This is a genomic window from Clostridiales bacterium (assembly GCA_014799665.1).
GTDB lineage: Bacteria > Bacillota > Clostridia > Christensenellales > Pumilibacteraceae > Anaerocaecibacter.
In genome coordinates, this window is sequence record JAAVHP010000029.1 from 26,048 (window position 1) to 49,564 (window position 23,517).

21 protein-coding genes and 1 tRNA gene are annotated in these 23,517 nt (G+C 52.0%); 2 read left to right on the forward strand and 20 right to left on the reverse strand.

Annotated features, from left to right (window positions below):
- Positions 1–133 precede the first annotated feature (133 nt).
- The 6 genes from thrS to HDT28_09095 all read right to left on the reverse strand — a co-directional run bounded on the left by thrS (position 134) and on the right by HDT28_09095 (position 4,781).
- Positions 134–2,068 carry a threonine--tRNA ligase gene (gene thrS, locus HDT28_09070; protein ID MBD5132715.1) on the reverse strand — a complete coding sequence of 645 codons (1,935 nt, stop codon included), beginning with the start codon at positions 2,066–2,068 and terminating at the stop codon, positions 134–136.
- A gap of 302 nt (positions 2,069–2,370) precedes the next feature.
- Positions 2,371–3,225, reverse strand: coding sequence for a TVP38/TMEM64 family protein (locus tag HDT28_09075; protein ID MBD5132716.1), 855 nt, complete (start codon positions 3,223–3,225; stop codon positions 2,371–2,373).
- A gap of 29 nt (positions 3,226–3,254) precedes the next feature.
- A complete protein-coding gene (locus HDT28_09080; GenBank protein MBD5132717.1) occupies positions 3,255–3,857 on the reverse strand; it encodes an HD domain-containing protein in 603 nt (200 codons plus the stop codon).
- The gene (locus tag HDT28_09085) at positions 3,851–4,009 is read right to left on the reverse strand and encodes a hypothetical protein (protein MBD5132718.1); all 159 of its coding nucleotides are present in this window, start codon (positions 4,007–4,009) and stop codon (positions 3,851–3,853) included. Before HDT28_09085 ends, HDT28_09080 begins: the two co-directional genes overlap by 7 nt.
- The gene (gene rnhA, locus HDT28_09090; protein ID MBD5132719.1) at positions 4,006–4,440 is read right to left on the reverse strand and encodes a ribonuclease HI; all 435 of its coding nucleotides are present in this window, start codon (positions 4,438–4,440) and stop codon (positions 4,006–4,008) included. The genes HDT28_09085 and rnhA overlap by 4 nt, the downstream gene beginning before the upstream one ends.
- A 265-nt stretch (positions 4,441–4,705) precedes the next feature.
- A tRNA-Trp gene (locus HDT28_09095) sits at positions 4,706–4,781 on the reverse strand.
- A 196-nt stretch (positions 4,782–4,977) separates the two neighbouring features.
- Between HDT28_09095 and HDT28_09100 the strand changes: the two genes are divergently transcribed.
- Together HDT28_09100 and HDT28_09105 are read left to right on the forward strand one after the other, a co-directional pair.
- Entirely contained in the window at positions 4,978–6,180 is a 1,203-nt protein-coding gene (locus HDT28_09100) for an iron-containing alcohol dehydrogenase (protein MBD5132720.1), read from the forward strand.
- Position 6,181: 1 nt separating this feature from the next.
- Positions 6,182–7,561: an aldehyde dehydrogenase gene (locus tag HDT28_09105; protein MBD5132721.1), complete on the forward strand. Its 1,380-nt coding sequence runs from the start codon at positions 6,182–6,184 to the stop codon at positions 7,559–7,561.
- Positions 7,562–7,623: 62 nt separating this feature from the next.
- On the opposite strand, the gene ruvC is transcribed toward HDT28_09105, so the two are convergent.
- From ruvC to HDT28_09175, 14 genes are all read right to left on the reverse strand, one after another.
- Complete coding sequence (ruvC, locus tag HDT28_09110) at positions 7,624–8,115, reverse strand: crossover junction endodeoxyribonuclease RuvC (protein ID MBD5132722.1); 492 nt, start codon at positions 8,113–8,115, stop codon at positions 7,624–7,626.
- A 149-nt stretch (positions 8,116–8,264) separates the two neighbouring features.
- The gene (locus tag HDT28_09115; protein ID MBD5132723.1) at positions 8,265–8,924 is read right to left on the reverse strand and encodes a M48 family metallopeptidase; all 660 of its coding nucleotides are present in this window, start codon (positions 8,922–8,924) and stop codon (positions 8,265–8,267) included.
- Positions 8,914–10,068, reverse strand: coding sequence for a tRNA guanosine(34) transglycosylase Tgt (tgt, locus tag HDT28_09120; protein ID MBD5132724.1), 1,155 nt, complete (start codon positions 10,066–10,068; stop codon positions 8,914–8,916). Before tgt ends, HDT28_09115 begins: the two co-directional genes overlap by 11 nt.
- A gap of 192 nt (positions 10,069–10,260) precedes the next feature.
- Complete coding sequence (gene queA, locus HDT28_09125; GenBank protein ID MBD5132725.1) at positions 10,261–11,283, reverse strand: tRNA preQ1(34) S-adenosylmethionine ribosyltransferase-isomerase QueA; 1,023 nt, start codon at positions 11,281–11,283, stop codon at positions 10,261–10,263.
- Complete coding sequence (gene ruvB / locus HDT28_09130) at positions 11,276–12,322, reverse strand: Holliday junction branch migration DNA helicase RuvB (GenBank protein MBD5132726.1); 1,047 nt, start codon at positions 12,320–12,322, stop codon at positions 11,276–11,278. Before ruvB ends, queA begins: the two co-directional genes overlap by 8 nt.
- A 19-nt stretch (positions 12,323–12,341) precedes the next feature.
- A complete protein-coding gene (gene ruvA / locus HDT28_09135) occupies positions 12,342–12,920 on the reverse strand; it encodes a Holliday junction branch migration protein RuvA (protein ID MBD5132727.1) in 579 nt (192 codons plus the stop codon).
- 9 nt (positions 12,921–12,929) lie between these two features.
- Positions 12,930–13,970: a recombinase RecA gene (gene recA / locus HDT28_09140; protein ID MBD5132728.1), complete on the reverse strand. Its 1,041-nt coding sequence runs from the start codon at positions 13,968–13,970 to the stop codon at positions 12,930–12,932.
- A 60-nt stretch (positions 13,971–14,030) separates the two neighbouring features.
- A complete protein-coding gene (locus tag HDT28_09145) occupies positions 14,031–15,296 on the reverse strand; it encodes a CinA family protein (GenBank protein ID MBD5132729.1) in 1,266 nt (421 codons plus the stop codon).
- Between the two features lie 18 nt (positions 15,297–15,314).
- Positions 15,315–15,899, reverse strand: a complete 585-nt coding sequence (gene pgsA / locus HDT28_09150; GenBank protein MBD5132730.1) for a CDP-diacylglycerol--glycerol-3-phosphate 3-phosphatidyltransferase — start codon at positions 15,897–15,899, stop codon at positions 15,315–15,317.
- A gap of 2 nt (positions 15,900–15,901) precedes the next feature.
- Positions 15,902–17,230, reverse strand: coding sequence for a 30S ribosomal protein S12 methylthiotransferase RimO (gene rimO / locus HDT28_09155; GenBank protein MBD5132731.1), 1,329 nt, complete (start codon positions 17,228–17,230; stop codon positions 15,902–15,904).
- Positions 17,231–17,450: 220 nt separating this feature from the next.
- Entirely contained in the window at positions 17,451–20,825 is a 3,375-nt protein-coding gene (locus tag HDT28_09160) for a DNA translocase FtsK (GenBank protein MBD5132732.1), read from the reverse strand.
- Positions 20,826–20,939: 114 nt separating this feature from the next.
- Positions 20,940–21,329 carry a dUTPase gene (locus tag HDT28_09165; GenBank protein ID MBD5132733.1) on the reverse strand — a complete coding sequence of 130 codons (390 nt, stop codon included), beginning with the start codon at positions 21,327–21,329 and terminating at the stop codon, positions 20,940–20,942.
- A gap of 6 nt (positions 21,330–21,335) precedes the next feature.
- Positions 21,336–22,592, reverse strand: a complete 1,257-nt coding sequence (locus HDT28_09170) for an insulinase family protein (protein ID MBD5132734.1) — start codon at positions 22,590–22,592, stop codon at positions 21,336–21,338.
- Between the two features lie 20 nt (positions 22,593–22,612).
- Complete coding sequence (locus HDT28_09175; protein MBD5132735.1) at positions 22,613–23,335, reverse strand: polysaccharide deacetylase family protein; 723 nt, start codon at positions 23,333–23,335, stop codon at positions 22,613–22,615.
- Between the last annotated feature and the right edge of the window lie 182 nt (positions 23,336–23,517).

Consider the following 23,517-nt stretch of genomic DNA (forward strand, 5'->3'; position numbering starts at 1 on the left):
TCTTTTGAAAAAGAAGTAACCAAGAAAACTTTAAGTTTAAAACAAAAAGAGTGGTTCATCTAAACCACTCTTTTATACTATAATGTAAGTTTTCTTTGCCTACTTTCTTTCGAAAAAGAAAGTAGGGAAAAAACTAATTAATCGCTTTCGTGTCGATTTCCGTTCTGATCTTAACGTAGAACTCGTCGAAAGTCATAACGCCGAGGTTATCGTTGCGGTGACGGACGGAGACCATGCCGCTCTCCGCTTCCTTATCGCCTATTATGAGCATATACGGAACTTTATCTACCTGCGCTTCGCGGATCTTATAGCCTATCTTCTCGTTGCGGTTGTCGAGGGTTGCGAGTATGCCGCGGCGTTTAAGCTCGTCGGTTATCTCCTTGCACTTGTCGGCGGTGCGCTCGGTAAGCGACATTACGCGCACCTGTTCGGGCGAGATCCACAGCGGGAACGCGCCGCCGAACTTCTCTATAAGAAGCGCAAGCGTGCGCTCGTAGCAGCCGATCGAGCTGCGGTGTATAATGTACGGTGTTTTCTTTTCGCCGTTCTCGTCGATATAGGTCATGTCGAACCGCTCGGCGAGGAACATATCTATCTGAATGGTTAAGAGCGTATCGACCTTGCCGTAAACGTTGCGCGACTGGATATCGAGCTTCGGACCGTAGAACGCCGCTTCGCCTATACCTTCCACGTACTCCACGCCGAGATCGTCGAGGATACGCTTCATAGTATCTTCCGCCGCCTTCCATTTCTTGGGCTCGTTGATATACTTTTCCTTGTCTTTCGGGTCCCAGCGCGAGAAACGATAGAAAATATCGTTGCGCAAGCCGAATACGCTCAGCATATATTCGCAAAGATCGAGACAGCTCTTAAACTCGTCTTCGAGCTGTTCGGGCGTACATACGGTATGCCCGTCGGCGAGCGTGAACTGTCTTACGCGCGTAAGCCCGTGCATTTCGCCGCTCGACTCGTTGCGGAACAGCGTACTCGTTTCGGCATAGCGGCACGGCAGGTCGCGATAGCTCTTTAAGCCGTTCTTATAAATCATGTATTGGAACGGACAGGTCATGGGACGGAGCGCAAGCACTTCGTCGTCCATCACCTCGTCGCCGATTATGAACATACCGTCGCGGTAGTGATCCCAGTGACCCGAAAGCTTGTAAAGATCGCTCTTTGCCATGTACGGGGTCTTAGTGAGCATATACCCGCGGCGTTCTTCCTCGTCCTCGACGAACCGCTGCATTATCTGCATCATTTTCGCGCCCTTGGGCATGAACAACGGCAAGCCCTGACCGACGCGCTCCTCGGTCATGAAAAGCTGCATATCGCGCCCGAGCTTGTTGTGGTCGCGCTTCTTCGCTTCGGCGAGTTTTTCGAGGTATTCCTCGACTTCGGATTTCTTCTCGAACGCCACGCCGTAAATGCGCGTGAGCATTTTGTTATGCTCGTCGCCTTTCCAGTACGCGCCCGCGAGCTGGATAAGCTTTACGTGCTTGACCTTGCCCGTCGACGGCAGGTGCGGACCGCGACAAAGATCGACGAAGTTGCCCTGACGGTAGAGCGAGATCTTGCTGCGCGCGGGAAGCTCGTCAATAAGCTGCATCTTGTAGCCCTCGCCGAAGCCCTGCATTTGCGCGAGCGCGGACTTGCGCGTGACTGTTACACGCTCGATAGGCAGGTCAGCAGCGATTATCTCGTTCATTTCGTTCTCGACCGCTTCGAGATCGTCCATGGTTATGGCGAACGGAAGGTCTACGTCGTAGTAGAACCCCGTCGCCGTCGCGGGACCTATCGCAAGCTGAGCCGCGGGATATACGTTCTTTATCGCCTGCGCGAGTATGTGCGCGGCGGTGTGGCGGTAAACGGTCTTGCCGTCGTCGTCGCGGTAGGTCAATATTTCGAGCGTGCAATCGTTCGTAAGCGGCGTTTTGAGATCGACGAGCTCGCCGTTCACGCGCGCAACGAGCGCGGCACGGTAAAGATTATCGCTTATGCGTTTTGCTACCTCGTACGCGGTAACGCCGTTCTCGACTTCGATAACGCTTCCGTCTTTAAGTGTGATGTTCATGTTGTCCTCCTGTCGGTACAAATAAAAAACCGTCCTTAATATATAAGGACGGCTGTAATTCCGTGGTTCCACCTTACTTCGCGCCGATATCAGCGCCTCGTTTTCTTGATAACTTCAAGCAGTCTTGCCGTGATAGCGGTGGTTTCGCTTGGCGACGCTTTTATAAGGCTCTCAGCTCTGCCCTACTCTCTGTGAAAAGCTCTTCGCGGCTACTTGTCCGCAAGGCAAGTATTAAATTATTTTCATTCTACCACCGCTTGCCGTAAAAGTCAAGTAAAAAATGACCGCCTACAAAAATACTTTTAATTCTTTCGCCTGCCGTTTTCCATCTTGGTTTTCAGCTTGCTCACGACCACGAACACAACGAACATTAAACACACTATTGCTATCCATACGGGTATTCCCCAGCCCGAGAACGGTATCGCGCCGCTGCCGAGGTACGCGGTCAGCCCGATCATGACGGGGCGCGTAACTAGGCATACGATAGTAAAGTACGCGTAGCTCATCGTCGTTATCCCCGCTATCATGCACAGCATATCGTCTGGGAACGCGGGGAACAGCAGCATGATTATGAATAGAAACCTCCCCTTGTCGCCCAGCAGCTTAGCGTACTTCTCGGTCGTTTCCTCGCCGAACATCCAGTTGCACAGTCTGCGCCCGAACACCTTGCCGAGCACGAACGATATGAGCGAGCCGATTATCGTGCCGATAACAGACAGCACGAAGCTCCAAGTCGCGCCGTATATCGCAACGCCTAGGAGAATCGTTACCGCTTCGGGTATAGGCAGTACGACTACCTGGAACACCGTCAGCCCTATGAATATCGCAATGCCCCAAAACCCGCTATCGAGTATAAACTGTTTAAGCGCGTCGAAGTCAGTGAACTTTTGCGACAGTCCCGTCTTTATATATAATATATAGCACCCGACGACGACCGCGGCGACCACGGCGCAAACGAGCATTGTGCGCGACGCGTGCGGATACTTCTCGCCGTCCACCGCGCAAAACGCCACGCCGAAAACGCTAAGCGCAACCACCGCCGAGCAGTACAGCAACACGCTTCCGCTCGACATAAACAGTCCGCACAGCGCTATCATTGCCGCGCATAGCGTGCCGATAACGACCTGCGCGAGCGACGTTTTGGTTCGAGATTTCACGTAATTATTATATGTAATTACGGTTATGCTTATAAATCTTTGAAGGTGTTTTCCACCACGTTAGGCAGGAACGAATAGATATTGCAGCCGCATTTGCCGTCGAATAGCTTTTTCAGCTCGAAAAAGTCTCGCCATTTCTTAATGGAAAAATCGCTCACACCGTGCCGAAGCGCAACGTCCATCAACCGCTTTTCCATGAGCACCGCGCCCTGCGGCAGAGATATAGCGTCGCAAAGCTGTATAAGCAAATCGTAATCGTCAAACTCAATGCCTTTAAGATATTCGACCAAAAACAGCTTTTGCTCGTCGGTTATCGTTATTCTGTCTATATACTGCGAAATATCTTTGTCGATCGGAAACGAATGAGTTAGACATATCCGCGCTATCTCGGGCTCGTTAATGCTCGTCATGTAATTATATCCATCGATCATGTGTCGGCTATTCCAAGAACCGTCGCGCCGACCTATATCGTGAAGCAGCCCGAAAACATACGCCTTGTCCTCGTCCATGCCGCACTTCCGCGCAATAAGTCGCGCGTTATCACCCGCCGACCTGCTATGCGCTACCCACAGCCCCGGCGTGAGCTTTTCTGCGATCTCTATCTCGTGTTCGGCTTGCTTTACTGTCAACATTCTTTATCCTCTATCCTTAATCCGTATTGAAAACGTAGTCGCGGCGCAGACGGGCAACAGTTGGCGAGGAGGCGACGGGAGTGTACATAGACGTACATGACCAAGCCGCCGAGCCAAACGTAGCCCGTATCCGCCGATGAATGCGTTTTCATAGCTTGGCAATTTCGCCGCGTGCATACTCGTCGCAACGGTTGTTATACTCGTTATCGGCGTGACCCTTTACTTTAATGAAAGTAACTTCATGCTTATTCAAAAGCTCGTCGAGCGCGCGCCACAGGTCTTGATTCTTGACCTCTTTTTTATCGGCGGTACGCCAATTGTTACGCTTCCAGTTATTCAGCCAACGCTGCTCTATGGCGTTGACGAGATACGCCGAGTCGGAGTAAAGATTGACCGCGCACTTCTCTTTGAGCGCGGACAGCCCCGCTATCGCGGCGTATACTTCCATGCGGTTATTGGTGGTATCGGCGTCGCCGCCCGACAGCACTTTTTCTTTTCCGCCGTACAGAAGTATGGCGCACCATCCGCCTTTTCCGGGATTGCCGCTGCACGCCCCGTCCGTATATATGTCTACCGATTTAATCATAATTACCTATTGAACTTCTTTGAAAAGTCGCGCTCCTCTAAAAAATACCCCCGTGCGATGGGCTACGACACGACAGCGCGCGGGACTCGCGCGCGACCTTTGCGCTTCGCGCAAGCGGTTAGCGAATACCGCGCCGAAGTTTCAAACACACTAACGATATCAAACTTACTTTACCAAGTTCTTCGCTTTCTATGCCTTACTTCGGCGCAGAGCGAGTCGCGCTCCCCTACTAAATAACCCCACCCATTAAGGGTGGGGTTATTGGCAGGGGAGACGCGACTCGAACACGCGACCAACGGTTTTGGAGACCGCGACTCTACCAACTGAGCTACTCCCCTAAACAGTGATATCTTAGCACATATTTTGTTTAAAGTCAATTATTTGCGCGCGGTTATTCAACTTTTTTATATTCATTACCCCGTTTCGTCAAAATTTTACTCTATTCGTTGATTTATCAAATAATACGTTTGACAACATGGCGATAAACCTTTATAATAAATGTTGATAAATCAACATTGAATTAAAGGAATCAAAATGAATATTTTCAAAAAGGCGTACTGCCGAATATTTCAGTTCGTATTTAAGGTGGCGCTGCCGCTACTGCCATACAAAGATCCCAAGCTTATAGAAAGCATCGGGAATATCGCCGAAGTCCTTAAAATCAACGGCAAGCAAAAGCCGCTTATCGTTACCGACGGAACTATCGTAAAACTGGGACTTGCAAACGGGCTGACCGATAGTCTTACAGAAAATGGCTTATCGTACGAGATATACGACAAGGTCGTAGCTAACCCTACTTCGGCTAACGTCGCGGAAGCGCTTGCGCTGTACCGCGAAAACGGTTGCGACAGCCTTATAGCGTTCGGAGGCGGCTCGCCTATGGACTGCGCCAAGGGCGTGGGCGCGCTCGTTGCTCGTCCCAAAAAGACGCTCGCTAAGCTGGGCGGCATACTCAAAGTGCGCAAGAAAATACCGCTCCTTATCGCCATACCCACGACCGCCGGCACGGGCAGCGAAACCACGCTCGCCTGCGTTGTCGTCGACAGCGACACTCGGCACAAGTATGCGATAAACGACTTCCCGCTTATCCCCAAGTACGCGGTGCTTGACGAGAGCGTTACAATGACTCTCCCGCCCGCGGTGGTCGCCACTACGGGTATGGATGCGCTCACCCACGCGATCGAAGCGTATATCGGCAAGAGCGGAAACAAATCGACCCGCCGCGACGCGCTTGATGCGATCAAGCTCGTGTTCGAAAACCTTCCCTCGTCCTACACAGACGGCACGCAAGAGGCGCGCAAGAATATGCTTATCGCCTCGCACAAGGCGGGCAAGGCGTTTTCCAAGGCGTACGTCGGGTACGTTCACGCGCTTGCGCACTCGCTCGGCGGAAAGTACGACGTGCCGCACGGGCTTGCCAACGCCGTTATACTTCCCGTCGTTTTACGCGAATACGGCAAAGCGGCATACAAAAAGCTTAAAAAGATAGCGGTATTTTGCGGACTTGCGGACAAGAAAACCTCGCCCGAAATCGCGGAGAATACCATTATCGAAAAGATCGAAAAGTTCAACGAACAGTTTAACATTCCCAAAACGATCGATTGCATAAAGGACGAGGACATAGCCGAGCTCGCTTCCAACGCCGAAAAGGAAGCCAACCCGCTCTACCCCGTTCCTAAGCTGTGGGATAAGAAAAAACTTAAAACTATGTATTTGAAAATTCGCGGAGATATCTAACATGACCGAACAACAAATTACCGAATTGGTAGAAAGCCAAAAAGCTTTTTTCAAAAGCGGAAAAACGCTCGATATTAAGTACCGCATTAAAATGCTCAAAGCGTTCCGCAATGCGATACGCAATAATCTCGACGCGCTTCACGAAGCGATTTATAAGGATTTAGGCAAATCGCAGAGCGAAAGTTATATGTGTGAAACGGGACTCGCGCTCAGCGAATTGAGCTTTATGATAAAGCACGCTAACAAATTTGCCAAGCCTAAACGCAGCAAAACACCGCTCGCGCAATACGTATCCAAAAGCTATCGCCAGCCCTCGCCATACGGCACGGTGCTGGTGCTCAGTCCGTGGAACTATCCGTTCTTGCTCTCTATCGATCCGCTCGTGGACGCTGTTGCCGCAGGCAATACTGTCGTTCTCAAAACGAGCTCATCGTCGCCCAATACGAGCGAAGCGATAAAGCGCGTTGTAGAGAGTGTGTTCCCGCCCGAATACGTTGCCGTAGTGCTCGGCGGCGGCGAGGTCAACGCCGCGCTCGAAAACCAAAAATTCGATTATATTTTCTTTACGGGCAGTAAGCGCGTCGGCACTCAAATCTACGAGAACGCCGCAAAAACTCTCACCCCCGTCACCTTAGAGCTGGGCGGCAAAAGTCCGTGCATAGTGGACGAAACGGCAAAAATCAAGCTCGCCGCCAAGCGCATAGTCTGGGGCAAGTTTCTCAACCTCGGTCAGACCTGCGTCGCGCCCGACTACATACTCTGCGCGGAAAGCGTGCGCGATAAACTCGTAGAAGAAATCAAAAAGCAAATCAAGCTTCAATTCGGCGAAAACCCGCTCGCAAACGAAAACTACGGCAAAATGATAAACCGCAAGCACTTCGACCGCGTGACGGGCTTGATCGATCCCCAAAAGACGGTTTGCGGCGGCGACAGCGACGGAGATACGCTCAAAATCGCGCCCACCGTCATGATAAACGTAACCGCCGACGATCCCGTAATGCAGGAAGAAATCTTCGGACCCGTTCTGCCTATCCTCACGTACAAGGACGAAAAAGAAATAACCGACTACGTGTCGAGCCACGACGCGCCGCTCGCTTTCTATATCTTCTCGTCTAACCGCAAGCGCATAAAACGGCTTACGACCTCGCTCGGCTTCGGCGGCGGATGCGTGAACGACGTTGTTATTCATCTCGCTACCACGTATATGCCCTTCGGCGGGTTCGGCGCGAGCGGACTCGGCTCGTACCACGGCAAGGTTGGGTTTGAAACGTTCACCCACTACAAGAGCATTGTTAATAAAAAGACTTGGCTCGATCTCCCCATGCGCTATCAACCGTTTAAGAAGTTCAACGATTTCCTCGTAAAGAAATTTTTGAAATAGTCTTAATAATCATAAAACGCCCTAGGCTAATGCCTACGGCGTTTTTGTTTGAATATTATATATCACTTTAATCCGCGCTTTATGCCCTGCGCCGAATAGGCGTGACATATAGCGGCGGCGAGCGCGTCAGCGGCGTCGTCGGGCTTGGGAGTATCTCTCAATCTTAACAGCGACCTAACCATGAACTGGACCTGCGACTTTGCCGCGTTGCCGTTGCCCGTTACCGTCGATTTGATTTGCAACGGCGTATACTCGAAAAGATTTTTGCATAGCTTGGCGCATGACAAAAGCACTACGCCACGCGCCTGCGCTACCTTGATACCCGTCGTTATATTGGTGTTAAAGAACAGCTCCTCTATTGCTATCTCGTCGGGCTGAAAGTCGGTCACTATATCGGTTATATCCTTTTCTATCATTAAGAGCCGATCGGGCGTCGGCATTTTGGCAGGCGTTTCGACCGCGCCGTAATCGAGCGGCGTGAGCTTGCCCTTTTCGTATTCTATCAGTCCGTACCCGACTATCGCATAGCCGGGATCTATTCCCAATATACGCATATAAAATCCTCATAATTTGTTTGAAAGTACAGTCGCGCGTCAGACGGGCAACAGTTAGCGAGGGTGCGACGGGAGTGTACATAGACGTACATGACCAAGCAACCGAGCTAAACGTAGCCCGTATCACGCGATGAATGTACTTTCAAATATTACCTATATAATGAAGTCAGTATCGAATAAGTTTTCAGTCTTTTCTTAGCCGCCTTAAACCTCGGCATATACTTTCCTACCTCTTGCCAAAACGCCGCGCTGTGGTCGTGGTGAACGGTGTGCGACAGCTCGTGAACGAGCACGTACTCTACAAGCTCGCTGTCGAGCATGGCGAGCCGCCAATTGAGCATGATATTGCATTTGCCGTCGCAACTGCCCCATTTGGTCTTGGCGTTGGTGAGCGAAAACTCGCCGTACTTTAAGCCTATGCGCGCCGAGCACTCGTCGAGCAATAGTTTTAACTCGGTCTTGGCTATTCGTTTATACCACTGCGCTATCGCGTAAAACCTATTACCCTCATACTTTTCGGGCAAGAGCAATTTGCCGTTGTCGAACGCCGTGCGCTTGCGTTCCGCCGAAATCTCAACCGCGTAAAACGCGCCGTGATAGAGAATATTTTGACCGTTTATGACAGTGGATAACGCATCCGTCTTACGCTTGCTTTCGGCTAATTTTTTAGCTATCCAACCGCTCTTTTCCGCTAAGAATTTTTCTATATACTCCTTAGACGTCTTTAAAGGCGCTTTAACGACCACTTCGCCGCCCGTTATGCAAATAGACAAGGTCTTGCGATTGCTTCGTATAAGCTTATATTCCATCGGCAAAATCGGTAGGTTTAACGTTGTCGGTGTACTCTTTTCGCGTGCGCATCTCGGCAATGAAATCGCCGTATCGGTCGTTCATTATCGCCTCGCGTATGCGCGCCATCAGGTGCGTTAGGTAGTACAAATTGTGGTAGGAAATGAGTCGCGCGCCGAGCACCTCGCCCGCGTTTATCAAGTGACGAAGGTAGCCGCGCGTAAAGTGCGTGCAGGTATAGCAATCGCATTCGGGGTCGAGCGGAGTAAAGTCCTCTTTATATGCGGCGTTCCTTACAGTGATTTTTCCACCGCTCGTGTACGCCAGACCGTTGCGCGCGGTGCGCGTAGGCAAAACGCAGTCGAACATATCTATGCCGCGAAGTACGCCCTCCGCCAAGCAGTCGGGACTGCCCACGCCCATGAGATAGCGCGGCATATTTTGAGGATATTCGGGGCGAAGCGCGTCGAGCATTCTGTACATGACCTTTTTGGGCTCGCCTACCGACAGCCCGCCGATCGCGATACCGCACTTGGCAAACGGCACGGACTGCCGCGCCGACTGCACGCGAAGGTCCTCGAACATATTGCCCTGAATTATGGGGAACAGCATTTGCTCGTCGTTCTTGTGATGGTTGTGACAGCGTTCGAGCCAGCGCGTAGTGCGGTCGAGCGCACGCGATGCGTACTTCTTGTCGCAATCGGGCGAACTACACTCGTCGAACGCCATAATTATATCCGAGCCGAGCGCGTTCTGAATATCTATCGACTTTTCGGGCGTGAAATAATGCCTCGAGCCGTCGAGGTGCGAGCTGAACTCCACGCCGTCGTCCGTTATCTTGTTTAGGTTGGACAGCGAAAAAACCTGAAAGCCGCCGCTGTCGGTAAGAATGGGCTTGTGCCAATCCATGAACTTATGCAACCCGCCAGCCTTTTTTACAAGCTCCTCGCCGGGGCGCATATACAGGTGGTAAGTATTGGCAAGCAAAATATCCGCGCCGAGTTCTTCCACCTCGTACGGCGCGAGCGTTTTGACAGTCGCTTGCGTGCCGACGGGCATGAACACGGGCGTTTTGATAACGCCGTGCGGCGTAGTGAACTCGCCCACTCTCGCGCCCGTTTGCTTGCAAACGTGTATTTCCTTAAACGAAAACTTTTCAGACATTGTTATCCTTGATTATTATTGTTATACTATTAGGACTATTTTAAAGCTGAGTGACATCCACAATGTACCACTTTGAGAGCGTAGGCGCGGCGCAGACGGGCAACAGTTGTGAGGAGGCGACGGGAGTGTACACAAAAGTACATGACCGAGCCTCCGAGCAAGCGTAGCCCGTATCCGCCGATGCATACGCGCTCAAAGGAAGAAACAGGCATCTCCAAATGAGAAAAACCTATACCCTTCCTTCACTGCGGTATTATAAATATCGAGCGTAGTTTCTCTGCCGATCAACGCGCTTACTAGCATTATGAGCGTTGACTCCGGCAGGTGGAAATTGGTTATCAGCGATTTAACGACCTTGAATTTATAGGACGGATAAATGAAAATACTCGTTTCGCCGCTGCCCGCTATTACCTTTCCGTCGGGGGTTGACGACGATTCCAGAACGCGTACCGACGTAGTGCCGACAGCTATCACACGCCTACCCTCGGCGATAGCCGCGTTTATCTTGTTTGCGGCTTCCTCGCTCACGCTGTAAAACTCGCTGTGCATTTTGTGGTCTGTGATCTCGTCGGTCTTAACGGGTAAGAACGTACCTAAACCGACGTGTAATAGCACGTCCACAAACTCCACACCCATAGCTTTCAGCTCGTCCATAAGCCTATCGGTAAAGTGCAGTCCTGCAGTCGGCGCGGCGGACGAGCCTTCCTTTTCGGCATATACCGTTTGATACCTGTCTATGCTTTTAAGCTCGTTATGGATATAGTGCGGGAGAGGTACTTCGCCTATGCGGTTTAGTATTTGCTCGAACACGCCGTCATAGCTGAACCGCAGCGTGCGCGCGCCTTCCTCGCCCTCGCCCACTATCTCGCCCATCAAGTCGTCGGCGAAAACAAGCTTACTTCCTACTTTCGCGCGCTTGGCGGGGCGGCAAAGCGATTCCCAAGTGTCCTTATCTATGCGCTTATGCAATAGGAACGATATTTTCGCGCCCGTGTCCGTTTTGGTACCGACGACGCGCGCGGGCAGAACCTTGGTGTTATTGACTACGAGAAGGTCGCCTTTTTTTAGCAGTTTGGGCAGATCGTAGAAATGCAAATGCTCCATGTTTCCGCTTAGGCTATCGTAAACCAAAAGCCGCGAACTGTCGCGCGGCTCGATAGGTGTTTGAGCGATCTGCTCTTTTGGCAGGTCGTAATAGAAATCGCTTTTATTCATCTTTTTTATCTAAGTCGAGAAATGACAGTTGCTCGGCGGCTTTTTTGGGCGGCTTAATATTTAAGTGCTTATACGCCGCGCCGAGCGCAATGCGGCCGCGAGGAGTTCTAGCTATAAATCCGAGCTGAATGAGATACGGCTCGATAACATCCTCTATCGTTCCCGCGTCCTCGTTTATCGCGGCGGCGAGCGTGTCGAGCCCCGTCGGTCCGCCCTCGAATTTCTCGACGAGCGCGGACAGTAATTTTATATCGTTGTAGTCGAGCCCGAGCGGGTCGATCTCCATGTCGTTGAGCGCTTTGACCGTTATATCGAGCGCGATATTGCCGTTGTTGTACACCTCGGCGAAATCGCGCACGCGCTTTAACAAGCGGTTGGCTATACGCGGTGTGCCGCGCGAACGCGAAGCGAGCTCTTTCGCCGCGTCGTCGTCTATCGAAATTTTAAGAAGCCTTGCCGAGCGCTTGACTATGCGCACGAGATCGTCCGCCGAGTACGGTTCGAGCCGACAAATAACGCCGAACCTGTCGCGAAGGGGCCCCGTAAGCATACCCGCGCGCGTGGTCGCTCCTACGAGCGTGAACTTATTGAGATTGAGCCTTATAGAAGTCGCGCCCGCGCCCTTGCCCGTCGAAATATCGAGCGCAAAGTCTTCCATTGCGGGATACAACACTTCTTCTATCGAGTGGTTGAGCCTGTGGATCTCGTCGAGGAACAGCACGTCGCGCTCTTGCATATTGGTAAGCAACGAAGCAAGGTTTGCCGCGCGCTCGATGCCCGGACCGCTCGTAACCTTGATTTCAACGCCGAGCTCCGCCGCAATGATATGCGCGAGCGTGGTCTTACCCAGCCCCGGCGGACCGTACAGAAGAACGTGGTCGAGCGCCTCACCGCGCGCCTTGCTCGCCGCTACGTACACTTTAAGAAGCGACTTGACCTTGTCCTGACCGATATAGTCGTCGAAGGTGGTAGGCCTCAGCGACGTATCGCCGTCGTCGGTGATGAGCTCTCTATTGGCAATAAAACGTTTATCGTTCATAAATTTCTCGTATTATGCTTTAACCTTTTAATACGGCGCGGATGATTTCCTCAGTCGACATATCGGGCCCCGCCACTTTTTTGATAGCGGCTTCCGCTTCCTTGCGTTCGTATCCGAGCCCCATGAGCGCCGCAAGCACTTTATCGTCGACGGGCTGAACGTTAAGCACGTCGCCTACCGTAAGTCCCGCGTCCACGTTATCGGCTATTTTATTCTTTAATTCGAGCGCGATACGCTCCGCCGTCTTTTTGCCTACGCCTTTTATCGTAGAGAGCGCGGCCACGTCGGCGCACGCTATCGCCTGTAAGAGCCTGTCCTGCGCCATGCCGCCGAGAACGGTCACGGCGAGCTTGGGTCCTACGCCCGACACGGTTATCAAAAGCAAAAACAGCTCGCGTTCTTTTTCGTCGCTAAACCCGAAAAGCTCTATCGCGTCGTCGCGTACAGCCATGTATACGGGGAAGCTCGCCGTAGGGTTACCTATCGCACGAGCGCAAGCGGCGGAAGTTGCGGTAAGCGCAAACCCCACGCCGCCGCAATCGACGACTACGCGGTTTTCGCCCACCGAAGCTACCTTGCCCGAAACGTAATCAAACATAACTATCTATTATTCCGCGTCGTCGTCCGAGCTTTCGCCGTCCTCGAACGGTATGCCGCCCTTTTGCACGACGAGATCGCGGATCTTGACTTCGAGCTCTTGCATAAGCTCGGGGCGCGAAAGAATGATCGACTTGACGGTTTCTCTGCCCTGACCGAGCCGCTCGTCGTTATACGAGAACCACGAGCCGCTCTTAACGATAATGCCGTTATCGATAGCCATATCGAGGATAACGCCCTCGTTTGATATGCCCTTGCCGAAAATCAAATCGAATTCGCAGGTCTTGAAGGGAGGCGCAAGCTTGTTCTTTACGATCTTGACCTTGGTGCGGTTGCCGATGATGTTCGCGCCGTCTTTGAGCGGCTCGCCCTTTCTTACGTCGAGCCGAACGCTCGAATAGAATTTAAGCGCTTTGCCGCCGGGCGTGACCTCGGGGTTGCCGTACATAACGCCGATTTTTTCGCGGAGCTGGTTGATGAAGATTATGCAGGTCTTGGTCTTGTTGCAAACGCCAGCGATCTTACGAAGCGCCTGCGACATGAGCCTGGCTTGAAGACCTACGTGGCTCTCGCCGATCTCGCCGTTGATCTCGGCTTGCGGAGTAAGCGCGGCGACCGAGTCGATAACGACTACGCTCATGGCGCTCGAACGCACAAGCTGCTCGGCAATGTCGAGCGCTTGCTCACCGTTGTCGGGCTGGCATATATAGAGTCTGGAAAGGTCGATACCGAGCTTTTGCGCGTACACGGGATCGAGCGCGTGCTCCGCGTCGATGAACGCGACCATACCACCCGTCTTTTGCGTTTCGGCGATCACGTGGAGCGCAAGCGTGGTTTTACCGCTGCTCTCGGGTCCGTAGATCTCGACTATCCTTCCGCACGGAAGTCCGCCGATACCGAGCGCGAGGTCTAGCGACAAGCAGCCCGTGGGAATAGCATCGACGGGCGCGGCAACGCTGTCCGTCATGCGCATGATAGAGCCCTTACCGTAATTCTTTTCGATCTGGGCGATCGTGTCGGCAAGCGCTTTTTCCTTTTCCGCCTGCGTCATGTCGGTGTTGTAGACTTTGAACTTTTCTTTCTTATCCATGATATACCTCTTTTGGTTTTACTACTGATTATCGTCGTCGCTCGTTACGATATCGGGCATGAGCGACGGAGCTATGAACTGCGTCTGTTGTTGTTGCTGGGTCGGTTGTTGCTGAGGCTGCGCCGCGGTCGCATACTGCTGGCTTACGGGCTGCTGCTGCGGTGCGTACTGCTGTGCGCCGTACTGTTGTTGCTGTGCCGCCGCGTACTGCTGTTGCTGCGCGGCTTGCGCTCTGCGGCGTTTGAGCTTTTGCTTATAGCTGACTAGGCTCTCGTACAAAAGGAACATAGCGTTTTTAACGCCCGATTTGATATTTGTTTCGCGGTCGCTGCCGAACGTGTACTTGACGACGGCGATACTCTTTTCGCTCGCTATGCCGAGCGCGACGAAGCACAAGCCCGCGTTGCCGTTCTGCACGGTAGGACCTGCATTACCCGTAGTCGCTATCGCTATATCGCAATCACCGCTCGACATGAGCCCGAGCGCCATATTGTAAGCGGTGTCGCCGCTTACCGCGCCGTGCTCGGCTATGACTTCGAGCGGAACGCCCAATCGCTTGTTTTTGGAAGTAATGGAGTACGTTACCAAGTCTTCTACGAGATACTCGCTCGCGCCGGGAAGCATCGTGAACGCCGAGCCGAGCGCGCCGCCCGTGAAGCTTTCGGCGATCTTGATTTTGAGCCCTTCCTCGGCAAGCATTTGCGCAACGCGCTCCGTTATGCTTATCCTATCGTATGAATACGTGCAGCCGTACAAAAGCTCGTTGAGTTTAAGCGAGATACCGTTCATCTCCTCTTTTGCCATGGTTGCGGCGCAGCGCGCGTGGACCTCGCACTCCAAAAAGTCGGGGAAAAATCCGAGCTGTACCTTGCTCTTTTTTCCCATATAGTCTTTTAATAAAGTTCTAAGCTCGGCTTCGGACTTGCCGTACGTTTTGAAAACAATAACGCCGAATTTCTTTTTGCTTTTCTTGTTTAAAAGCGGGATAAACTTTTCGGTCAAAAACTCCGGCGTTATCTCGCGCGACACGCTGTGAATTTTGCCGTCCAAATCAAAGTTTTCGGGGCGCGACGACAGCGTGTCCTTATACGTATCGTAGAACGCGTTGATATTGCCCGATATCACTATCGCGTCGCAAACGGAACGAAGTTGATTGAGCGCAAAGTCTATATCGGAAGCGCCAACCGTCATAATGACATCAAGCGTATGCCCGTTATCGAACAATGCGATCTTCGCTTCCCGAACGTCGACGGGCTGTTTATCTATTGCCAAAAAACCGACTTTCATGCTTTTCTCTCCTCGCGTTTAATCTGCCAATACTTGCTTGTTTTTAATAAGATAATGCGCGCCCGATATAACGGTCAAAAGCGTTGCGAGCGACAGGAGCGCGAACCCGCCGTAGAAGAACACTATGCCCGCCATCTCGTTCCAAGCGTAGAAATCGGTCACGGGTATTAGCGCGAACGTAGCCATCATTTGGACCATAGTTTTTATCTTACCCGTTATATCCGCGGCTATAACCACGCGCTTATCGGCGGCTACTGTCCTAAATACGCTTATCATAAGCTCGCGCGACAGTATGAGCGTGGTATACACGGCTATCAATATGGTATAAACGTTTGCAGGCTCGACGATAGGCGCGGTAACGCAAATAGCGATCAGCGAGCTCGCTACGAGCATTTTGTCCGCAACGGGATCGACGAACTTACCGAAGTTTGTTACAAGATTATTCTTGCGTGCGATATAGCCGTCCAGAAAGTCTGTAACGCACGCCAAAAAATACACGCCGAGCGCAGCCGCTTTGTGCCCCTCGAACTCGACGAAATAAAGCACTATAAACACAGGGATCATAACCACGCGGAATAACGTGAGCCTGTTCGGTAAATTCATTTTCATTGATCGATCTCCTCGTCTATGTAGTCGGTGCCGACCGCCGTGCCGTAAAGGTCGTAATCGTCGTACCCGTCTATATTGACCTCGTAATAATTGCCTACGTCCACGCCGTTCGCTTTGAAGTACACAACGCCGTCCACGTCGGGGGTCTGAAAATCGGCGCGCCCGATAAACATATTTTTATCGAAATCTACGTCCTCGTAAAGCACCCTTATCGTTTTGCCGACGAGCGATTTATTGAACTCGCGCGTTGCCGCCGTACAGAGCGCGCCGAGCGTTTTTACGCGCTTTATCTTGTCCGCTTTTTTGACCTGGTCGGGCAGTCGCGCCGCAGCCGTACCGTCCTCTTTGGAATAAGCGAATACGCCCGCATACTCGGGCATGCATGTATTTACGAAGTCGCACAGCTCGTCGAACTCGGCTTGCGTTTCGCCGGGGAACCCGACCATGAGCGTGGTACGCACGACTATGCCGTTATCGTGAAGCTTGTTTACGAGCGTGCGTATCGCAGAGCCCGTAGTGCGCCTGTTCATAAGCTTTAAAATCTTATCCGAAGCGTGCTGAACGGGTATATCGATATACTTGACTATGTTGGGCGTGGTTGCGATAAGCTCGATAAGCTCGTCCGTCACCTGCTCGGGATAGCAGTACAATAACCGAATATTTGCGCTAAGCCCCGACAGCTTTTTCAAAAGCGACACGAGCGACTCGCCTATATCCAGCCCGTAACGCGTTACGTCCTGCGCTACGAGTATAAGCTCTTTCACGCCGTCGGTGACGAGCGACTCGGCTTCTTTCAATATGTCGTCAACAGGTCTTGAACGATATTCGCCGCGTATTTTCGGGATCGTGCAAAACGTGCATTTGTTGTTGCAGCCCTCGGCTATTTTGAGATAGGCTACGTGCGGATAGGTCGTAAGAAGCCGTCCGCAATTCTCCGCCGAATAAAACGTATTCTCGTCAGCGTTGCCGATTTCGTCGGTCTCGAATTCAAGTATATCTTTGAGCTTTTCGTACTCGAACGCGCCCAAAAAGGCGTCGACCTCGGGCAGTTCTTTTATGAGCTCGTCCTTGTGTTTTTGTGGCAGACAGCCCGTGACGATAAGCTTTTTGCACTTGCCCGATTTTTTGAGCTCGGCGCATTCGAGAATGGTGTCTATACTTTCCTGCCGCGCACTCTCGATAAACGCGCAAGTGTTGATAATAATAACGTCCGCGTCCGCAACGTCGCTTACGGCATAACCGCCGCGCACTACTCTGAAAAGTATGTGCTCGGTGTCTACCCTGTTTTTATCACAACCGAGTGATATAACCGCAACGTTTTTCATTCGAACCTCATGTGTTTAGAAATAAGCTTGATTGACGATGTAGGCGCGGCGCAGACGGGTAACAGTTGACACGCACGCGAAGGGAGTGCAGACCCACCCACATGACCGAGGCAACCAAATGTTGCACGCTCCTTGATTTGTCGCTCACCTCGAAGCTGTGTCATGATTGCTACAAATCAGCCTGTGGCTGCGTAGCCCGTATCCGCCGATGCATACGCCGTCAATTATCGTCGGGAGCGTGACCGAACATTTCCTTATACTGCTCAACAGTCATTAGTACGTCGCGCGGCTTGTTATTGCCGGTGGAGGGGCCTATAAAGCCGTTATCTTCCATGCTGTCGATAATACGCGCCGCACGGGCGTAGCCGATAGAGAACCTGCGCTGGACGACCGAAACGGATATCTGCTTGGTTTTAAGCGCGAGCGCCATAACGCGCTCGGCATACGGATCGATATCGGGCTCGTTACTGCCGCCGCTGTCCTTGCCGCCGACAGCACCGTTACCGTCCTTGGAACCGCCACAAACGAACTGCTCGGCTTCGGTATCGAAGTCGCATTCATAATGCTCTTTGAGATAGTTGACGACGGTAAGAATTTCGGGGCCGTCGACAAACGAGCCCTGAACACGACGGGGCGCCGCGGCGTCCTGCGGATAGTAAAGCATATCGCCGTTGCCGCGCAACGCTTCCGCACCGACCTCGTCAATGATAATGCGCGAGTTAGTCGCATCCTTAACCGCAAACGCGATACGGCTGGTAAGGTTGGCTTTTATCGTACCCGTAATGACGTCCGCAGACGGGCGCTGAGTAGCGACGATAAGGTGTATGCCCGCCGCCCGAGCAAGCGCCGCGATTTGGCTTATTCTGTTTTCGATCTCGCCCGAAACCTGCGATTGCATGAGGTTTGCAAGCTCGTCGATAATAATAACAATATGCGGGAGCTTGTCTATCTTGCCGCTCGTAACCTCGGGCAGAGCGTTGTACTCGGACAGCTTGCTGCACGAATACTTAGCCATAACGGTGAATCGTCTGTCCATTTCGCCCGCAGCCCATTTGAGCGCGTTGAGCGCGTCGTTAGGCTCGCTTATCGTCTTTTCGAACAATAAATGCGGCATACCGCGGTACTTGCTGAACTCGACGCGTTTGGGGTCGATAAGAATAAACCTCAAATCGTCAGGGCTGGATTTATACAAAAGACTTGTAATAAGACTGTTCAAGCCCGCGCTCTTACCGCTACCCGTTTGACCCGCGATAAGAAGATGCGGAACCTTTTCCAGATCGCAAACCACTATATCGCCGCCGAGGTCTTTTCCTACCGAGAACACCAGCGGTGACTTGGGCTTGCTGAACGCGGTTGATGAAACTATTTCGCGCAAGCCGACGATAGCCTTGTTCCTGTTAGGCACCTCTACACCGACGGCGCGCTTATTGGGTATAGGCGCTTCCACGCGCACGCTACTGCACGCAAGCTCGTACGCAATATCGGTAGAGAGCCCTTCTATACCCTTGACCGAAGTGCCGCTCGGCACGTCGATCTCGTACCGCGTGACCTGCGGGCCCGGAACGATATTAGTAACGGTTACTTGAACTTTAAGGAAGTTAGAAACGACCTGCTCCAAGATAACCTTTTTGGCATTGAGCTCCTCGGGCGAATCGTCCTGTTTTTCGTATTCCTTCAATAAATCAATCGGCGGCGGAGTAAACGTATAAGTTTTATACCTACGCTCGTCCTTGGCTACGACCGAGGTCTGCGCTTGATCTTGGAGTAAGTTGTCAATGGACATTTGATTTTCGAGCGGAGCGTTGCTCTTGGCGCGTTTGGGCGCGGCAACAGGCTTAACCGGTTCTTCGGGAATATCGTCTGTAGTGATATACATACCCGAAAGGTCCTCGCCGCTTATTATATCGCTCACATTGTCACGGCGCTCGGTGAGATCTACGGCAGGGCCGTCAACGATTTTGAGCGAGCTTCCCCCCGTAATGATATCGTCAGACAAGACCTCTTTTTCGCGCGGATCTGTCGCAAAAGGATTCGATCCACCGAATTTTTGTTCAATTGAAGTAATGGGCGTTGCCGTCGTGCCGTCGAGTATTTCCTCGCGCTCGTCATCCTCGTCCGCTACGAACTTGTCCTCGGGATCGGACGAAATAAACCTGCCCTTTACCTCGAACGCATCGATAATATCGTCCTGCTTGAACTTTTCGCTTTCAAGCGGGTAAACCTTGGGTTCGGGCGCAAAGCCGGTATCGAGCGAGCTTATAAGCGCGTCGTCCATCGACGGCTGCAACTTCGAAACGGGATCAGACGCGTCGATTATCTTTTCAACAGGCTCAAACGTTTCGCGCCGAGGAGGCACGTCGAACACGGGCGGCGGCGGGGCTTGACGCTCCGCGGGCTTATGCCACGCCTCGATTATATCCACGTCGCGCTGCAACTGCTCTTCTGCATGAGCTTGAAGCGTTGATTTGATATCTCCGTCCGTTGCGGCGTTTACTATACCCTCGTCGTTGAAGTCGAAATGCTTGTCTATGGGGAAGTATACTTCCGTAAAATTATCCGGCGGTCCGTCGTAGTCGATACGGCGCGGCATATCGGGCTGAGCCGAGCGCGCCTGCGCCTGTGCCTGTCTGTACGCCTGAGCTTCTGCGTCGCGGTTGGTGCGAACGTACGGCTCGGACAAAACGGTGGGCTGGTCTTGCCGACTGCTGTAATCGTCGTTATACGAACGTTCGCCGTAGCCGAACCCCGAGTTGTTTCTAAACTCGTCGGCGGACTGGCGTCTAATAGCGTCGGCGTCGCCGTAAAGCTTCATTTTGGCGGCGGCACTTCTGCTCTCCGCGGTCGCAGCGTCGGTCATAACAGGCGTTTCCGCGTAGTCGCTCACCCGCCTGTTGTTATCTTCACGAAGGTCGGATGCAACTCCGCTCTCGGTAGTATATCTCGATTCTTTGGGCTCGATAGTGCCGACGAATAACCCCGCCTGCACGGTGGGAATTACTCGACGCGCTTCAGCGTCCGACATCATGCCACGGTAAGACGGCTCGGGCGCGGGTTCGGGAGCTTTCTTCTTGCCGTTTCTTATTCTGTTTACGGCGTCGGTCATGACGAGCACAACGACTATTATCGCAATAGAGAACACAACGTAGCAGGCAATCTCCGTAATGGCCGCTTTAAGTCCAAACGAGATCACGCCCATTATTACCCCACCCGCCGAATATTTGGCGGCATAAATATCCCCGATATAATCGGAGAAGCCCTCTTTCAAAAACGCGTGCGTGGTCGCAAGTTGAAGGATAACGAGCGCGAACAATACGAGAAGAACTGTACAAACCGTCATTTTAGTCGACGGCATGGATATATGCTTGGATCTAAGCAACAAAATACCAGTTATGAGCAAGCCCAAAAGCATGGGATAAGACGCAATGCCGAATACGCCGAGCATTACGCCGAAAATAGCCTCGCTGAAAACACCGAGTATGGGTTTAATTACGATACATAACAATAAAAAAGCCGAAACGACGATAAGGCTCATACCTAACACGTCGTGGCTGCCCGTTCCATTGCCTTTTCTCTTTTTATTCTTGTTCTTAGCCACTGTCGATCCCTCGGAAAAATGCTATAGCATACTTCTACGCATAGTATATTATAACATAGCGAGGTAGACTTTTCAAGGCTTTTAAGGCAATAAAATAAAATAATCTTGTCTAAATTACTTTACTTCATATCCCTTTTTGCTCGACAAGCCGTTTTGCCTGTCGTAGTTCTCTTGGTTCTTTTTAAGGTAAATATCAAACAGCTCGTCCGCCGTCATTCCGGCGTCGATACACATACCGAGGAAGAAATGCAAAACGTCGACTATCTCCTCTTTAAGTTTGGCTTCGTCGATTTCGGTGGGGTTCTTCCACCATTTATACTTGGCTTCGTCAACCACCTCGCCCAGCTCCACCATGAGCGCGAGCGCCTTTTTGCACACCCACTCGCCGCGCGAAAAATCGAGATTGCGCTTATCGCGTATGTACGAGTCAAGCCCCGCCTGCATACGGAACAGAACGTCGAGCTTGTCCTCTTTGTTTACGTTTTCGGTCGTATTGTTATCCATGGTTGACTATCCCCTATTATAAATTTCGTCGATCTTTTCGGGCGGCTTCTTACCGGCGTAAGCGAATATTGCGGGTCGCGCGAAGATTTCGCGAGCGAGCGCGTTTATATCGCTCGCCGTAATTTTTTCTATGCGCGAAAGCAGTTCGTCGAGGTCGTAATCGATACCCAAAATCACCCGCCGCCGCATGAGCGCGAGCATATAGTTCATTGGGTTTTCCTTGCCGAACATGGCGTTGACTTTTAGCTGCGTTTTAGCCTTTTCGGTTTCCTCGTCGGTCACGCCATCCTTTACCAGCCTGTCAATTTCGGCTCTTATCGCCTGTACAGCGCCCGTAACGTTCTTAACGTTCACATTGGCGCACACCGAAAACATACCGTTTGTAGCGCCCAGCCACGGCGAAGTGTACACGCTGTACACAAGCCCCATTTGCTCTCTGAGCTTTTGGAAAAGGCGAGAGCTCATGCCGCTACCGAGTATGCAGTCGAGCGCCGATTGCGTAGCCGAGCGCGGATCGCCGAGCGTTATCGACGGGAAGGCTATCGAGATTTCGGACTGCTCGTAGTCGTGTATCGCTTCGCCGTAGCCGTCGTATATAGGTTGCTCTGTTTGCTTGCGCGGCGTAACGAACGGCGCGTTTATTAGGCTCGGCATATACTTTTCGACGAGCGAAAGCGCGGCGGCTTCCGTTATGTTCCCGACGAACGCCACCGCAGTATTGCTCGGCAAATAGTTATGCTTTTTGTATTCCAGTATATCCGGTTTGTTAAAGCGTTTGACGTTGTCCTTAGTGCCCAAAATTTCCATGCCGAGCGAGCCGTCCTTGAACGCCGTAGAGTACAGCACGTCGTAGCAAACGCCGTCGGGCTCGTCCTGCGACATATTTATCTCTTCGAGTATGACCTTGCGCTCGCGGTCGAGCTCGGCTTGCTCGAACGTGGAATTCAGGAAGAGATCGCACAGAATGTCGAAGCACTGCTCTACGCGCTCATCGATCGACTTGAAATAGAAGCACGTGTTTTCCTTGCCCGTGAACGCGTTGTACACCGCACCCTCGCGGTCGAACTGCGACACTATATCGTTCGCCGTGCGCGTTGTCGTGCCCTTGAACTGCATATGCTCTATGAAGTGCGATATACCGTTGTTCTCGCGCGTTTCGTAGGCGCTGCCCGTGCCTACCATTATCCCCGCCGTTACCGAACGGAGCGCGCTGTTTTGTTCGACTATTACCGTCAGTCCGCTTTCGTATTTTTTTACCGTCATTATTTAACCTTAATTATTAATTATATTTTGCTGTCCAGCACCTCACTCACGGGCGCGATCCTAAGCCCTTCGGCGAATACCGAAATGATAATGCGCTCCAAGGCCTTGACCGTACAATCGGTCGGGTGCATGAGTATGAGGTCGCCGCCCTTAACGTTCTTAACGGCGCGTTTATATATAAGCTCGGCGTCGTGGTCGCGCCAATCTATGGTATCGCGCGTCCACATTACGGTTCGGTAGCCGAGTTCTTCCGCAACGGTCAGCGTATCGCCGCAAAATGCGCCCGACGGCGGTGCGAACAGATTCATGTTCACGCCCGCCAAGTCCTTTACCGCGTTGTGCGCAGACTGTATCTCTTTGCGATTATATGCGGCGTCGAGCCTGGCGTGGTCCTTATGGAAGTACCCATGATTGCCTATCTCGTGCCCCGCCGACACTATTTGTTTGAGCGTTTCGGCATTACCGACCGCCCACGAACCGCCGACGAAAAACGTCGTCTTTATATTGTACCGCCCGAAGGTTTCGAGCATGGGCGCAATGTATTCGGTGCCCCAGTACACGTTGACCATGAGCGATATTTTGGTATCGGACTTGCCCGAGTATATGGGTTGAGTTCCCGAGCTCGCGTCCGCCTTGCTCGCCCCGACCGATACCGTTACGAACAACAGCATGGCGACCGTGGCGCATATTACTATATTACCCAAAACTACGCGAAAAAATTTTGCCTTGCTTATCTTAACCATATAAAAACACCCCGACAATATTTATATTCGTTATCGGGGTGATTTATGGTTATTAAAAAGTTAATTGGTGCCACACCCGTAAGGTTTTTGGGGCATACTGAGCCGTGATACTGCGTCAAAGCACACTTGCTGTACAATTAAAGTACAGCTGCGTGCACTTTTCCTTGTCTGACGCCACAGTC

What these genes read in the sequence shown, in the direction of transcription:
- pgsA (MBD5132730.1), bottom strand. Translation starts at nt 15,899, where the DNA reads ATGAATTTACCGAACAGGCTCACGTTATTCCGCGTGGTTATGATCCCT.
- HDT28_09175 (MBD5132735.1), bottom strand. Translation starts at nt 23,335, where the DNA reads ATGGTTAAGATAAGCAAGGCAAAATTTTTTCGCGTAGTTTTGGGTAAT.
- HDT28_09145 (MBD5132729.1), bottom strand. Translation starts at nt 15,296, where the DNA reads ATGAAAGTCGGTTTTTTGGCAATAGATAAACAGCCCGTCGACGTTCGG.
- queA (MBD5132725.1), bottom strand. Translation starts at nt 11,283, where the DNA reads ATGAATAAAAGCGATTTCTATTACGACCTGCCAAAAGAGCAGATCGCT.
- rimO (MBD5132731.1), bottom strand. Translation starts at nt 17,230, where the DNA reads ATGAAAAACGTTGCGGTTATATCACTCGGTTGTGATAAAAACAGGGTA.
- thrS (MBD5132715.1), bottom strand. Translation starts at nt 2,068, where the DNA reads ATGAACATCACACTTAAAGACGGAAGCGTTATCGAAGTCGAGAACGGC.
- HDT28_09085 (MBD5132718.1), bottom strand. Translation starts at nt 4,009, where the DNA reads ATGAAAACGCATTCATCGGCGGATACGGGCTACGTTTGGCTCGGCGGC.
- tgt (MBD5132724.1), bottom strand. Translation starts at nt 10,068, where the DNA reads ATGTCTGAAAAGTTTTCGTTTAAGGAAATACACGTTTGCAAGCAAACG.
- HDT28_09080 (MBD5132717.1), bottom strand. Translation starts at nt 3,857, where the DNA reads ATGTTGACAGTAAAGCAAGCCGAACACGAGATAGAGATCGCAGAAAAG.
- HDT28_09100 (MBD5132720.1), top strand. Translation starts at nt 4,978, where the DNA reads ATGAATATTTTCAAAAAGGCGTACTGCCGAATATTTCAGTTCGTATTT.
- ruvC (MBD5132722.1), bottom strand. Translation starts at nt 8,115, where the DNA reads ATGCGTATATTGGGAATAGATCCCGGCTATGCGATAGTCGGGTACGGA.
- ruvA (MBD5132727.1), bottom strand. Translation starts at nt 12,920, where the DNA reads ATGTTTGATTACGTTTCGGGCAAGGTAGCTTCGGTGGGCGAAAACCGC.
- HDT28_09115 (MBD5132723.1), bottom strand. Translation starts at nt 8,924, where the DNA reads ATGGAATATAAGCTTATACGAAGCAATCGCAAGACCTTGTCTATTTGC.
- recA (MBD5132728.1), bottom strand. Translation starts at nt 13,970, where the DNA reads ATGACGCAGGCGGAAAAGGAAAAAGCGCTTGCCGACACGATCGCCCAG.
- HDT28_09165 (MBD5132733.1), bottom strand. Translation starts at nt 21,329, where the DNA reads ATGGATAACAATACGACCGAAAACGTAAACAAAGAGGACAAGCTCGAC.
- ruvB (MBD5132726.1), bottom strand. Translation starts at nt 12,322, where the DNA reads ATGAACGATAAACGTTTTATTGCCAATAGAGAGCTCATCACCGACGAC.
- HDT28_09170 (MBD5132734.1), bottom strand. Translation starts at nt 22,592, where the DNA reads ATGACGGTAAAAAAATACGAAAGCGGACTGACGGTAATAGTCGAACAA.
- HDT28_09105 (MBD5132721.1), top strand. Translation starts at nt 6,182, where the DNA reads ATGACCGAACAACAAATTACCGAATTGGTAGAAAGCCAAAAAGCTTTT.